This is a genomic window from Thalassotalea coralli (assembly GCF_055786205.1).
Genome location: NZ_JBVVBK010000012.1, coordinates 54,732 through 69,800, shown reverse-complemented (window position 1 = coordinate 69,800; position 15,069 = coordinate 54,732). Strand labels below are relative to the sequence as shown.

Genomic DNA, 15,069 nt, shown 5'->3' with positions numbered 1-15,069 from the left:
CCGTTAGTGGTGTAATAAATTGTCGAGCCACTGGTATTTGGTGTTAACGTAACCTGTCTAGACACATCATATGTGCCACCATTTGGCGAAATACTTGGCTTGGCCACCAATGCTTGCACCGTCAAACTCGAACTTTTAGAAGAGTAACTACTGCATCCACTAAAGTTACAGGCTCGTACTTGATATTCATAACTACTACCCGCTGCTAAGTTAGAGAAGAGTACGGGCGATTCAAAGGCAGGATAAGAGATTGTTCTAACATAACTTCCATTTTTATATTCTTTAACATCAGCGGTTTGCGCATTGAAAGAAACACTCCACGAAAGCTGAATCGAATTACTTCCAACCAGTTGAGCAGAGGGCCTTGCTGGAGTCCTTGGACGGTCGCCACCACTAACATCAGCAAAAGCCTCAATAGAAAATAGTACAAAGACAAGACTAAGGACTAAAGCGCGAAGTGTTATAAAGTTCATTTAACATCCTTGTAGTGCAGATATAGACTTTGCTACGAAAAAGTTAATAGCTTGTAACAAAATGTAAGTAAAAGTAATATAAACTATGCGCTTGTTGATGTAAACCTAAGAAAAAATTATAAAAAAACAGCAAATATCTTGTGTAAAGCCACAAGTTAAAAAGACTTCAAACCAGGCCGTTCATCTTTCTCTTGATTGCTTTTATTTGCCTTGGTGCCTTGGATTATTGGATTTAAGCCCCTATATTTCTCTTGTTTTGCAGAATAAAAAAATGGGATCTGAGTATGTCGGCAGTCGCCACACAAATTGCACAAGAGCTTGCAGTAAAACCTCAACAAGTTAACGCCGCTATTACCTTACTTGACGATGGCGCGACCGTGCCATTTATTGCACGCTACAGAAAGGAAGCGACGCAAGGCCTTGATGATCAGCAGTTACGGCAACTCGCTCAACGATTAACTTACTTACGTGACTTAAATGATCGTAGGAATGTCATTTTGACCAATATTGAACAGCAAGGTCAGTTAACTCCTGCGTTAAAAGAAGCGCTACTTAGCGCTGATAACAAAACCCGACTAGAAGATCTTTATCTACCCTTTAAACCAAAACGACGTACTAAAGGTCAAATTGCCATTGAAGCCGGCCTTAGCCCATTGGCGGATCTATTGATTAGCCAACTAAACACCGACCCAGAAGCAGCAGCCGCTAAGTTTGTCAGTGCGGATAACAATATTGAAGATGTCGCTACTGCCTTAGATGGTGCTCAATCTATTCTTATTGAACGCATGGCTGAAGATGCGGATCTTATTCAAAAACTCAGACGCTTAGTTGAGCAAAAAGGTTGGTTACACTGTAAAGTTGTAAAGAAGAAACAACAAGAAGCACAAAAATATAAAGACTACTTCGAGCACAGTGAGTTATACAAAAAAGTACCTTCTCATCGTGCGCTGGCTATGCTCAGAGGCCGCAATGAACAATTTTTACAGCTTGCCATTCGACCTGCAGCAGACGCAGACGAAGCAGCAGTATTAGCAGAAGATACCATTCGCCAGCATTTACATTTAAACCTGACTCAACAAGCGGCAGCTCCTTTTATTGAAAAAGTGATCCGTCAAGGCTGGAAAAGCAAGATTGGTCCGCAATTAGAAACTGAGCTATTGGGCAAATTGCGCGATAGTGCCGAAATTGACGCTATCGAAGTCTTTGCTAAGAATTTACGAGACTTATTAATGGCAGCGCCAGCAGGCGCAAAAGCAACATTAGGGCTAGATCCTGGCTACCGAACCGGCTGTAAAATTGCCGTTGTAGACGCCACAGGTAAATTGTTACACACAGCGACGATATTCCCTCACGAACCTCAGAATAACTGGGACAAGTCCGTACGCACCTTGGTTAATTTATGCCGCCAGCATAAAGTAGAGTTAATCGCTGTTGGTAATGGTACAGCGTCTCGCGAAAGTGACAAATTAGTGTCTGAAGTTATCAAAGCGCTTGAAGGAAAATCGGTACAAAAACTGATTGTTAGTGAAGCAGGTGCATCTGTTTATTCAGCATCTGAGCTAGCCGCCAATGAATTTCCTGATATCGATGTATCACTTCGTGGCGCGATATCTATTGCAAGACGCTTACAAGATCCCCTCGCCGAGCTGGTAAAAATAGAACCGAAAGCCATAGGCGTTGGTCAATACCAACATGATGTTAGCCAAAGCAAACTAACCGCTAGTCTTGATGATGTTATTGAAGATTGTGTAAATGCTGTTGGCGTAGATGCCAATAGTGCCTCTGCCGCTCTGCTTTCACGTGTTGCCGGCTTAAGTAAAACGATGGCACAAAACATGGTGGCATACCGCGACGAGCATGGTCGCTTTAGCAATCGAAGCGAATTCAAAAAAGTTGCTCGTATAGGACCAAAAGCGTTTGAACAAGCAGCTGGTTTTCTGCGCATTAGAGATGGTGAAAATCCCATCGATGCTTCAGGTGTTCATCCAGAAACCTATCCTGTTGTCGACAAAATCATTCAATCACTATCTTGTGACGTTAGCACTATTTTCAACAATGGTAGTTTGCTTAACGAAGTTACCGCTGCGTCTTTAGCTGACGACGTATACGGTGAAATCACTGTCCGAGATATTATAGAAGAGCTAAAAAAGCCAGGCCGAGATCCAAGACCAGAGTTTAAAACTGCTCAGTTTAAAGAAGGCGTTGAAACCATCAACGACTTAAAAATAGGCATGATACTCGAAGGTGTCGTCTCTAATGTGGCGCAATTTGGTGCTTTTGTTGACTTAGGTGTTCATCAAGACGGGCTCGTGCATATTTCAGCAATGACCAACAAATTTATTTCTGATCCTCACGACATTGTCAAAGCAGGTGATATTGTTAAAGTTAAAGTCACGGAGGTAGATGCAGGCAGAAAGCGTATTAGCTTAACCATGCGACTCGACGACGCGGCACCAGCAGGCCGACATAACCAAAACACTGGTAAGGCTGACAAGGCTAGGCATCAAAAACCCCATGCCAAGCAGCACACCAACAAAGCCAAGCCAAAACAAAAAGCACCTGACAATGCTGCAATGGGTAATGCCTTTGCTGAAGCTTTTGCCAAAGCTAAAAAATAATAGGCTCGATTATCAGGCAAAAAACAGGCTCAACAAAGAGCCTGTTTTTTTATTTTAAGGAAATACCAATGACATTAAGTTGGTATAAAACAATTGTTAGCGGAAAGTAGAGCTAAGTGAATCTAGCTCTTTAGCACTGTCGCTTACCTTAATGCCTGCGAGATTGACTTGCTCAGCATTATCAGTATTTTGCTTTGAAATGCCGTCAATTTCATGGACACTTTGCGTGATTTGCTCTGCAACCGTACTTTGCTCTTCAGTAGCTGTCGCAATTTGACTGGCGATATCGGTTATTTCATCCATCATACCGTTAATTTTATCCATGCCTTGTTTAGCACCTGTGGTTTCTTCAACACAAGTATGGGCGTCATCACGACTTGCTAGCATGATTTCGCTCCATTGAGTTAATGTTTGCTGAAGTTCAACGACTGATGTTTGAATTTGTTCCGTCGCTGTTTGTGTACGACCAGCAAGGGTACGCACTTCATCGGCTACTACCGCGAATCCTCGGCCTTGCTCACCTGCTCGTGCTGCTTCAATGGCAGCATTTAGTGCTAATAAGTTAGTTTGATCGGCAATCCCCTGAATTTCCGACATAATATCCGAGATATTGGCAACATCGGTAACAAGTTCAGTTGCGGTGCCGGCTGCTTTTTCAACTTCAGTGGCTAAACTTGAGATTTTTTGCTGGCTATTGTCAATCACCGAAATAGCTTGCTGGCATTCACCACGCACCACAACCACTTTATCGTAAGCACCTGTAGTATTTTGGCTAACTTCGCCGACCGTTGCGCTCATTTCAGTAATTGCCGTTGCTAATTGATGTAATTGAGAGTTTTCTTCAAACAATCCTTCTAGTGTGCGTTCAGATGTTTGTTGTAAGTCACTCGAAAGCTGCAATAAACCATGGCCCGAATCTTTGCTACGCCCCAAAATCGTTCGCACTTTTGCTTGCTGCATTAAGAATGGATAACGCATCATTGCAGCGATGCCTTTACCTGAAAATACCAAACGAGATGGACTATCATATTTCTGTTGAAATGTTTCTAGCTGCGCAGGAATATCAATAAATTCGTCTTTGAAAATAGCGATCATCGCCACTTGTAAAAGTAATACTAAGCTAGCCGCTGCCCACGATGCCATCATGCCTACGCCGACAAAGGCAGCTAAAACTGCCGCCAAGCCAAGGCTTCGTTTTAAGGTGATGTTTGTCGAGAACTCCGCCAAAGATTTACCTTGGTTAATGGCTTTATACAAATTAGTCGCATCAGATTTTTGTTGTGCGGTTGGACAACAGCGTACCGATTGATAACCAACAACTTGATTGTTTTCGTATAGCGGCGTCACGTAGGCATCCACCCAATAAAAGTCACCGTTTTTACAACGGTTTTTCACCATGCCTCGCCAAGAGTCACCACGTTTTAATTTTTGCCACATGTCGGCAAATGCAGCTTTTGGCATATCAGGGTGTCTAACGATGTTATGGTTTTGACCAACAAGTTCTTGTTCACTGTAACCAGCAATTCGACAAAAAGCATCGTTAGCATAGGTAATTACACCTTTCGTATCGGTCGTGGAAACCAGTTGTTCATTTTGATCAAACAACGCTTCTTTATTGGTGACGTTCATAATTATTTTTCCAGAAGGACTAGCTAGATACTTATTGCATTGATCTAGCCAACTTAAATGCAATACTTAAAATCAAATTATTGATCTAAAACAAAGATTTGCCAAACGAATAAAGCATATATGCAAAAACAATCTAGAATGAATTATCTAATGGCGTAAGAAGTGATCAAATTGGCGTTTGAGAACTGGCTTTGGAAAAAGTTGTTATTGTCTGCTAAAACTTATAGAGAGTACAAATAAGTATAATCGAGTTCTCATTTCAATTGGTTGTTATATTTTCCTTTTGGAAGTTTGTAGGCACATATATAAGGATCTCACGTGTGCAAAATATAGTATTTGTTAGTAATTGTGAAATTTATAAACAACAGATAGCAAGTGCGTGCTCGAATATTTACGCATATTTTGATTTTGCATTTAGCTGTTGCGATATTATCGATCATGTTAATAGGCAAGAAATTAATACAGTCATTATTGCACATGAATTCATTGAAGATTCAATGCAAGATGTTGAACAAATTACATCTCAGACCGATTGCTCTCATTTGACTATCATATTGTTATGTGACGAATTTGAAGAGGACGACGCAATTGAAGCTATTCAAGACAATATTTTCAGCGAATACTTTATAGGTCGCCCATTTAAAAGCGAAAAACGATTTAATCAATTGATACAAGAAGCAATTTTAAAAAGAAAAGAAAAAGCCCCAACTGACACTCAATCTGTCTTAATAATCGAAGATGACGCATTTTTCTCGGAGGTTTATAAATCAGCACTATCACAGTTTAAAATAGCGCTAAATATCGTGCCAGACTGTAATACTGCAAGTGAAGTTTTATATACAACCAAACCTCAGTTGATCTTTCTAGACTATAACTTACCTGATTTTGACGGCTTTGAATTATTACGAAGCATCAAATCAGATCCAAAATTAGTTGATATTCCAGTCGTTGTTGTCACAGGAGAATCTAGGCCTGAACTTCATGAATATAGTGAACAAATTGGGGCAGAACATTTCGTAAATAAGCCTATCAAGCAACAAGAAATCGTCGATTTTGCAAGGAAATACATCACCTAGCCAAAACGGAATCGATCTGATGAGTTAGCAAGGGAGAGCAAACTAATGCGCAGTTTTAGCTATTTATCGAGCGATAAAGTGCTCCATACGGTAAGCCGCGATCCGCACTTAAGTATGCCCATATTGCTATTGTTTACATGTGGTTTAACAAGTGTCGCAATTTGGCTTAATGTAACCCACCCCGATAATCAGTTTATTCCGCTTGTTTATCTTCCGATTCTTATTTTCATTCGATGGAATAGAGCTGAAAGAGTTACAGCATTAATGATATTAATCTTCCCTATTGTGACCACTATCATATCGATTAATTCTATAGCTTTTAATCAAATTGATTTATCTATGAGCTACGGACAGCTTTTATCCCTAGGAACTGTTTGGTGCGTTAGTTTACTTTTATACAAATCATATAAACATGAACAAAATCTACAAACTGAACTCAGCATAATCCAACAGATATATGATAAAGCAACCGATGCATACATATTGGTTGATGAGCAATTCCACATAGTAGGACTGTCACATTCAGCCATAACAATGTTCGGTTACAACTCAGTAGATGCTTACGAAAAACCCGTTTTAAATCTTTTTCAGATTGAACAAGATGATCTTGGACAAAAGCTAAATATTCCGAAGTCTTCCATCTATACCTTCTTGAATCAAGTAACCAATATTAAAGGGGTCAATAAAAACAGAGAAACTTTCGACGTGCAATTAAAGGTAAATAAATTGTCTATTGAAGGCTATTTCTTATATTGCCTTGAGATACGAGATATTACTGTAGAAAAATCAAATTTTGACGCTATTGTCGAAAGTGAAAAAAGGCTGGCAAAAGCTCAACAACTTACCCAATTGGGCAGCTGGGAGTGGTTAGTTAAGACAGATCAACTTTTTTGGTCTGAAGAGATGCATCGCCTATGGGGAGTTTCTTCTGAGATTAGTGCAAGCTATTCTACTTTTTTCTCGAGACTCCACCCCGATGATAAAAAACGCGTTCAGCAACAAGTAGACAATGCTTTGGCTGGCCAAGGATATTCTATTGAGTATCGAATAATAACCGATGAAGGTATAGAAAGGCATATATATGCAGAGGGTGAAGTCATTTTTGACGAATATGGTAGCCCTGATAAATTCATGGGTACGGCTCAAGACATTACTGAGCGTAAACATCAAATGGAGAAAATCGCTAAATATCAACAAGAATTAGAATATTTAGTCGAAGAAAAAACGCGACAATTAATCCAAGTCAATGAAGCAAATGAAGCTAAAGATCGATTTTTAGCGAATATAAGTCATGAACTTAGAACGCCACTGCATGGAATAATTGCGACGCTAGACTTACTGACTAATTCCAACCTTAATAAAAAAAATACTCATTTAGTCGATATTTCTCGCTCTTCAGCTGACAACCTACTTGTACTTATTAATGAGATTCTAGACCACTCTAAGCTGGAAACTAATCAAGCACAACTCGACTTAATCACCACTGATATTAAGTCGCTAATCGCAGAAGTGATTTGCTCTTTTAGCTCCGCTATCAAAGACAAAAAATTGAGGGTAAGTTCGATATTTTCAGAAAATATTCCTCAATTAATTGTCACTGATCCCCAGAAAATTAGACAGGTATTAACCAATTTATTAGGAAATGCTATTAAATTTACAAGCACCAACGATAGTAAAGAAGGGGAGATCAAAATTGTTGTTTTCTGGCAAAATAGTCAACTAGTGATGCAAGTAAAAGACAATGGGATTGGCATCAACAAAGAAAAGCTAGAATATTTATTTGAACCCTTCACACAAGCAGATGCCTCCACCAACAGAAAATTCGGTGGCACAGGATTAGGGCTTTCTATTGTCAAAAGCGTACTCGAGCTTCTCAATGGTTCTGTTGATTGTAATACTAAATTAGGAGAAGGGAGTATATTTACGGTTACGATTCCAGTATTGATATCCCCCACCATTCTGAATGATAACAAACCATTCCTAAACTTAAGTGTAGCAATTCACAATCTGCCTCTAGAGCAATCAACCCCTTTTGCTGCAGCATTACGTGAGAAAGGAGCAAGCATCCTGAATATCAACGGCGAAGAATTAGTTGGCACTCACTACGACGTAATAGTGACTAATGATGAAAAATTCATTGATGATACGAGCATAAATCAAGATGCTCTCTTTGTTTTTGCAGGAAAGTCTACAGTACACCTACAAGAATCAGAGCCTAAAATAATCGAAGTTGATACTAACCCTTTTATTCCATTTTTAATGGTTAGAGAAATCGAAAACGCATTAAACGCCAGAACTAATATTTCGCAGCTAAATAGAGATGAGGACATAACACCCAGAATCCACATAAAGATACTAGTTGCAGAGGATAACCGACACAACCAAGATGTTATATCTTACCAACTAGACGAATTATCCTTTGAACACAAAATTGTCGAAAACGGTCGACAAGCGATTGGCGCACTTGAGAAAGATCAATTTGACTTGATTATCACAGATTGTCATATGCCAGAGCTTGATGGCTATATGTTGACTGAACAAATAAGATCAGGAAAAACTGAAGCACCTGAGAATACGCCCATAATAGGAATGACGGGCGATGTATCAGAAGCAGGCCTATCACTTTGTAAATCATCGGGCATGAATGATGTAATTGCTAAACCTTCTAGGCTAGAAGATTTAAAAATCATTTTAAGAAAGATATTTTCAGAAAAAGAATCATCTCAGGCGAATAGCTTAGCCAGCAATCAATTAGTTTGTTCTCTAGAGCCTAGTTGTAACGTCTTAACGTTAAATGACGAAACAGCAATGAAGTACATTGGCGATGATAAAGAAGCACTATCATCTTTAAGAGTTAGCTTTATTGAAAAGAATAAACCTTTAATAAAAGACTTAGAAAAAGGCATTTTCCGCGGAGATGCTGAATCCGTATGTAAAGAGTTACACAAACTGAAATCATCGGCCTTATTTATAGGTGCTGACAGGTTGTATTCCTACTGTGAATATGTCGAAGAACAATTAGCAAGTATCAATACGAAAGATATTTCCAACGAACTATGCAATGCACAAAGTGTAGTAAACGAATACTACTGTCTTGAAAACAAGATCAATAGTCTTTTTAGCCCTTTGTAGAGGAAATTGAAATCGTGACCTTTATTAAACCTTATTCCATTTACATAGCACTACTAAGTTTTTGGGTTCTATTTTTTTTTGTAAATCGGTACCACCAGAACAAAAAAGAACAGCATAGTAAGCAAAAAATTGATCAATTAAACCAAAAAATTGAAGAACTTGAGCGCAGCCCTATTTCCAATGTTAATCGCTTTATCGTCGAGTTTTTAAAAGAGCATAAAGAGTTATCTAAAGGCCGTTATAAATCGTTATCTGGTCACAACCAATTTGAATTTAATCTTCAGGACTCAATTGAAAGTCAGTCAGCCCTGCTTCGCGCGTACTATCTTAAAGCTGAGTTAATTGCATTAAAGTGGATCGATGACGATAAAAAATACTGGCTGTCAATCACCCAAAGCCTAAGGCAGGTATTTAGTAATCTTGGCGTTGAAGAGCAAATAAAAGAGTCTAGAAAGAAAGAAAAAGAAATCAAGTCCCTAAAACATAAAATTAGTTTATTGGAATCAATAGATTTATCTGATCCAACACAATCCTCAAATATTGTGAATTCAACTTTTGAGAATATAAGGGAGATTAACCAATCTCTGGGAGGCGCTTCTCTATTTAATCAAGAAAAAATAGAGTTAATAAATCAATTACAGCCACAACACTTAACTTCTGAAAATTTCGAAAAAAACATTAACTTATTAAAAACAACGTTAAGTGATTCCGATAGAGAAATTGAACATCTAGAGGAAAAAATAAAAGCGTTAACCAACGAAATTGAATTCCTAAAAAACTTAAAAAGTGAAAACTCAGATGAGTCATTAGATTTTGACTTGAACCTCCTAACAAATGCAAAGCATTCTTTTGTTGGTGAGTCTGATGAAAACGGTATCAACCAACAAATTCGCTTACTTCGAGAAAACAACGAAATACAACGAGATTTCATTATAAAACTAAGAAATGAACTGACCTTACTAGAAAAAGAAGTAGAATCTAGCCACCACCTAGCTCCAAATGAATTACAGGAAAAACTGCTAGAAATAGAGCATCTCGAAAAACTAATATCTGAGTTTGAACATTGTATTTTTTCTCTAGAAAGTGAAGTAGAGCTATTGCATGAACAATTAACGGTCATAGAGCGTTCCACTCAAATAGAAAACAGCGAAGAAGCTCAAACAGGACCAGTAAATGAAACTCAAAAAATTCTTGAACTAAATAAGTTGTTAGAAAATACAATGCAATTGTATGGCGACCAAAGCGTAATCACTGAGTTTGCAATAGCTGCTGCAAGTTGTGAAACACTAGTCGATTTGCTTGCTGTCATTGACACAAGTTTCTCATCCTTAGGTATTACAGGTGCGTTTCACCTTCGAACAGAAATTACTCATAATAAAAGCGTACCACCTCAATTTCTATCAGCCTCAGAAGAAAAGTTAATTACTCAAGAGTCTGCACCAAAATCAGGTAATCAAATAAATTCGGGAAATAAGGTCTTTTTTTGGGACAAATACATTTCTATTATCGCTGGTAATTTTCCAAAAGGAAGAGAGCGCAAAACTCAACTTATTGACAGTATTGCATTATTGAAAAATTTGATAAGCAGTGAAATTAAACGAATAGAATCCTTGCTAGTTAATCAACGTCAACAAAAAACACTGAAGCGCCTCCTAAGTGCAACGCAAAAAGAATTAACAAACATCGATATACAAACCCAATATAACCACACAGAATATAAAGCAATCATCGTATCGATAGAAGAGCAGATTCTTCAAATTACCAAACTAAAAAACCTCCCACCAGAGGCCCCAATCATCATCAACGGAATACTTCAAGAATCGAAAGTTCGCACTGGAATATTAGAAAGTACAGGAAGTTTAGTGTCGAACGGATTTAACCATTTGATTGACGGTTTAAATAACAAGCTTAGTAAAGAAGCTAAATGATGAAGAAAACAATACTAGTAGTGGACGACTCACGAACTATATTAGCTATGCTAGTGTTCACCTTGGAAAAATTAGGTTATTTAGTTCATACGGCAGCAACCGCAGAAGATGCCATTAACTTTGCCACTAAGCATTCCATTGATATTTTTATTACCGATATCAATATGCCAGGCATCGGAGGTGCCTCTCTAATTGAAAAGTTACGAAAAAGTAAGCGTTATGCAAAAACACCAATAATTGTTCATTCAACCCAAATACAAGATGAAAAACTCGTAAAACTTGTCGATGCATGGATTGATAAGCCGTTGAACCCATTAAAGTTAATAAAAACGTTAGAAAAAATTAAAGCAATTGATTAAGCACAAAAAAAAGGGAAGCACTGCTTCCCTTGGAGAACCTCATTAAAAGAGGTCAACTAACGCAAAAAGGATTTGCTTATAAAACGTATTTAACAGATACCTGTGCGTAATCTGAATCCGCTTCTAAATCTTGTGCTTCAAAATTACCAAACTCGAACCCGTAAGAAAGTTTAGGCGTGATGTTTTGAAAAATGTTGATGCCCCAATGAGTACGGTCACGATCTGACTCTTCTGTTTCCGTATTGCCGTAAAACACGTTTGTTCTAAGGGTTTCAGTCCAGAAATGACGATAAGCCACCATGATAGAAGTCGTTTCTTCAACTTCTTCACCCACTAAATCGGTTGCTGCAGCAGCACCAACATAACGACCAGTATTTCCACCATGGAATTGGAAACGGAAATCATCTTTACCGAAAGTATTAATACGACCTGCAATACCATAGCCAAAACTAGATTCTGAGTTTCCACCGACGGTTTCTAATTGCCTCGCTAAGCCTGAAACCGAGACATTACCCCAGTCGCCTTTAAAGGTATATTTAGCAACAACGTCCGGCATAGAATCTTGCGAACCATACCCAGCTTCACCTTTGTAGCCGCCATAAGATTCAGGGTTTTCGAGGGCGATTTGAAAGTTACCATTAGTGTATCGAATTAAATCTTGCCTCACGAACGCAGATGCCACCAGTGGCCCACCAAAATCGGCAGCTTCAGCCAAAGCACTTGTGTTGACCATGGTTGACCAGGTTTGACCCACCGTCCAATTCTTATATTTGATAAATGCGTGGCGAAGCCTAGGGTGACGCGAATTAGTTAGGATTTCATTGCCGTCGCCACCATAAAAGTCCATTTCGATAAAACCTGTGATGTCACCGTGAACATATTTGGTATTAAATCGTGTGGAGTTGGCAGAAAACTTGGTATTGGAAACGTCATCTTTAACCACATGACCAATCCAAAAATCATCCTGAGTGAGTGGCGATATAGCGTTACCGTTGATGTAACGAATATCTCCTTGAATATAGCCACCAAAGGTAATGGTATCTTTGTCTGATAGCTTAATTTCGTATCCGGCATTTGCTTGGCTGGCCATCGCCAGTAAGCCTGTTGCTACTAGCAAGCGTGCTTTGTTTATTCTCATTGTACTTTCCCCGTTTTGTGAATAGCCGCAGAAAGAAAGCTGACGTTCTATTGGCTACACTCGATATATTTTTTCATTTTTATTTTTTTTCTCGCTAATACGTTAGAAAGAATAGTCAATGAAAGGAATTAGACCTAAGTCTAAATCTTATTCTTTTTTGATTAGACTTTAGTCGAATTTAACCAGATAAAATCAGACAATTAGTCGCAAATTAGGGGGCACTTAACGATAGCGTAAGGTTATCTTTATAAAATGTGCTAAGCTCCGTGCAGGCTTTTTATAGACGCACTTATTTAAGGCACTTATTACAACGAGAAAGGTTTAAAAATGATGAACAAACAATTGCCATTAGCGGCATTGGCTTTGTTGGTATCTGCTTCATCAGTTGCTGAGGTAACTAAAGCAGATTACGAGCGAGCTGAAAAACAGTTGTCAGCGACCACAAGTAAATTAATCACAGGCACTGTTGACTACCCTAGCTGGACTAAAAACAACACCCTAGTTTACCGAAGCAAAACTGCTGAGGGTCACCAATTTTTTAAAGTAGATGCGGCTACACAAAAAAAATCGTTGGCATTTGATCACCAAAAATTGGCAGAGTCACTAGCTCGTATCACCGAGAGTGAAATTGATCAAAACAAACTACCTTTTGCTCGCGTTAAATTTACAGGTGATAACAAATTAGTTGTATCTGTGAAAGGCAAAAAGTACCAATGTAAATTACAAAGCTACTTATGCCAAAAAGACGCTAAAACAGTAAAACGCGGCGAATTTGTTTCACCGGATGGCAAAAAAGCTGCTTTCATCAAAGACTATAACCTTTGGGTACGTGATATCGCATCAGGCACAGAAAGCCAACTAACCACAGACGGTATTAAAGATTTCGGCTATGCGACAAACAACGCAGGTTGGATCCGCGGTAGAATGCCTGTGCTGAAGTGGTCGCCAGACTCAACAAAAATTGCCACTTTTAAACATGACGGTCGTAAAGTGGGCGATATGGGTATTGTTTCAACGGCAGTTGGCCACCCTAAAATTGACGTGTGGAAATACCCTTTACCAGGCGATGAACACATATTCAAAATTCACCGTGTCGTCATTGACGTAAATAACGCGAAAATCGTTCCGCTTGATATGGCACCAGACGATCACCGTTCAACAATTACCGACCATGTTGCTGATTGGGACGGTACCTTTTTTGATATAGATTGGGCAGAAGACAGCAGTCACTTTGCTTTTGTTTCTTCTTCTCGCGATCACAAGAAAGCGACCTTGCGTTTTGCTGATGCAAACACAGGTAAAGTTCGCACACTGTTTACTGAAACTGAAGAAACTTTCTTTGAATCAGGCGTTGGTGAAATCTCATGGCGTTACCTTGATAAAACCAACGAAATTTTGTGGTTCTCTCAACGTGATGACTGGGGCCATTTTTACTTAATCGATGGTAACTCAGGTAAAGTAAAACACCAGATCACTAAAGGTGACTGGACAGTTTTATCACTTATCGATGTTAACCAAGACACGGGCGATATCTTATTTACTGGCGCTGGCCGCGAAGGTGGTGACCCATACTTCCACTACCTATATAAAGTAAACAAAAACGGTAAAGGCTTAACCTTACTAACGCCTGAGAAGAAGCATCACAGAATTACGTTAAGTAAAGACGCTAAGTACTTCGTTGACCAAGTGTCTACTTACAACGAAGCAGAAACTGTCTTCTTGCGTAGCACTGAGGGCAAACCAAGCTTAACCCTTGAAACAATGGATATCAGTAAGCTTGAGGCTACTGGCTGGAAACCACCTACGCCATTTGTTACTAAAGACCGTAACGGTGAGCACGACATTTACGGCTTAATGTACACGCCAAGCAACTATGATCCTTCGAAGAAATACCCAGTTGTAAACTACTTATATCCAGGTCCTCAAGTAGGCTCTATTCGTGGTCGTCAATTCCGTGCTTCTCGCGGAGATAACCAAGCGATCGCTGAATTAGGATTTATCGTTATCGAAATTGACGCATTAGGAACACCTGGCCGTTCTAAGTCTTTCCATGAGTTCTACTATGGCAACATGGGTGATAGCGGTATTCCAGATCAAATTGCAGCTATTAAGCAATTAGCGAAAAAGCACAAGTGGATTGACTCGACTAAAGTTGGTATTTGGGGTCACTCGGGCGGTGGTTTTGCTTCGACACGTGCATTGTTGATGTACCCAGATTTCTACAGTGTTGCCGTTTCACAAGCAGGTAATCACGATAACCGCAACTATGCTGACGAGTGGGGCGAAAAATGGCACGGTATGTTAGTTAACAACGAAGACGGTACGACTAACTACGACAGCCAAGCAAACCAATTAATCGCTGAAAACTTAAAAGGTAAATTACTTATCGCACATGGCACGACAGATACAAACGTTACGCCATACAGCACTTTAGTTGTTGTTGAAGCATTAATTGCAGCTAACAAAGATTTTGACATGATCATGCTACCGAATCGCGGCCATGGTTTTGCACGCGAACCATTTATGATGCGTAAGCGTTGGGATTACTTTGTTGAGCACTTAAAAGGTGTAACACCACCTAAAGAGTTTGTTTTTGAAACATTGAAAAAATAACCTCTCAAAATGAGCATCTAAAAGCCAACCTCTCAAGGTTGGCTTTTTTTTAACCCTTTTTTATTCATGGTTCCGTCTTGAGTACAGCACACAGAATTTTAAG

At 39.1% G+C, this 15,069-nt stretch carries 9 protein-coding genes; 6 read left to right on the top strand and 3 right to left on the bottom strand.

The window, feature by feature from the left end:
• The coding region (locus ACOB80_RS20680) for a chitobiase/beta-hexosaminidase C-terminal domain-containing protein (protein ID WP_473167781.1) at positions 1-473 on the bottom strand (473 nt) is incomplete at its 3' end.
• A 284-nt stretch (positions 474-757) separates the two neighbouring features.
• Here ACOB80_RS20680 and ACOB80_RS20675 point away from each other — a divergent pair.
• Positions 758-3,091, top strand: coding sequence for a Tex family protein (locus tag ACOB80_RS20675; RefSeq protein ID WP_473167780.1), 2,334 nt, complete (start codon positions 758-760; stop codon positions 3,089-3,091).
• A 96-nt stretch (positions 3,092-3,187) separates the two neighbouring features.
• On the opposite strand, the gene ACOB80_RS20670 is transcribed toward ACOB80_RS20675, so the two are convergent.
• Entirely contained in the window at positions 3,188-4,720 is a 1,533-nt protein-coding gene (locus ACOB80_RS20670; RefSeq protein WP_473167779.1) for a methyl-accepting chemotaxis protein, read from the bottom strand.
• A gap of 320 nt (positions 4,721-5,040) precedes the next feature.
• On the opposite strand from ACOB80_RS20670, the gene ACOB80_RS20665 reads away from it, so the two are divergent.
• The 4 genes from ACOB80_RS20665 to ACOB80_RS20650 are packed head-to-tail and all read left to right on the top strand — an operon-like array spanning position 5,041 to position 11,215.
• A complete protein-coding gene (locus ACOB80_RS20665) occupies positions 5,041-5,796 on the top strand; it encodes a response regulator (protein ID WP_473167778.1) in 756 nt (251 codons plus the stop codon).
• A gap of 45 nt (positions 5,797-5,841) precedes the next feature.
• The gene (locus tag ACOB80_RS20660; protein WP_473167777.1) at positions 5,842-8,928 is read left to right on the top strand and encodes an ATP-binding protein; all 3,087 of its coding nucleotides are present in this window, start codon (positions 5,842-5,844) and stop codon (positions 8,926-8,928) included.
• 14 nt (positions 8,929-8,942) lie between these two features.
• Positions 8,943-10,856, top strand: coding sequence for a hypothetical protein (locus ACOB80_RS20655; protein ID WP_473167776.1), 1,914 nt, complete (start codon positions 8,943-8,945; stop codon positions 10,854-10,856).
• A complete protein-coding gene (locus ACOB80_RS20650; RefSeq protein ID WP_473167775.1) occupies positions 10,853-11,215 on the top strand; it encodes a response regulator in 363 nt (120 codons plus the stop codon). The genes ACOB80_RS20655 and ACOB80_RS20650 overlap by 4 nt, the downstream gene beginning before the upstream one ends.
• Positions 11,216-11,291: 76 nt before the next feature.
• Here the strand turns inward: ACOB80_RS20650 and ACOB80_RS20645 are convergent, their stop codons facing one another.
• Positions 11,292-12,353, bottom strand: a complete 1,062-nt coding sequence (locus ACOB80_RS20645) for a DcaP family trimeric outer membrane transporter (protein WP_473167774.1) — start codon at positions 12,351-12,353, stop codon at positions 11,292-11,294.
• Positions 12,354-12,680: 327 nt separating this feature from the next.
• Here ACOB80_RS20645 and ACOB80_RS20640 point away from each other — a divergent pair, with 327 nt between their 5' ends.
• On the top strand, positions 12,681-14,966 hold the full coding sequence (locus tag ACOB80_RS20640; protein ID WP_473167773.1) for a S9 family peptidase: 2,286 nt from the start codon (positions 12,681-12,683) through the stop codon (positions 14,964-14,966).
• The last annotated feature ends 103 nt before the right edge of the window (positions 14,967-15,069 follow it).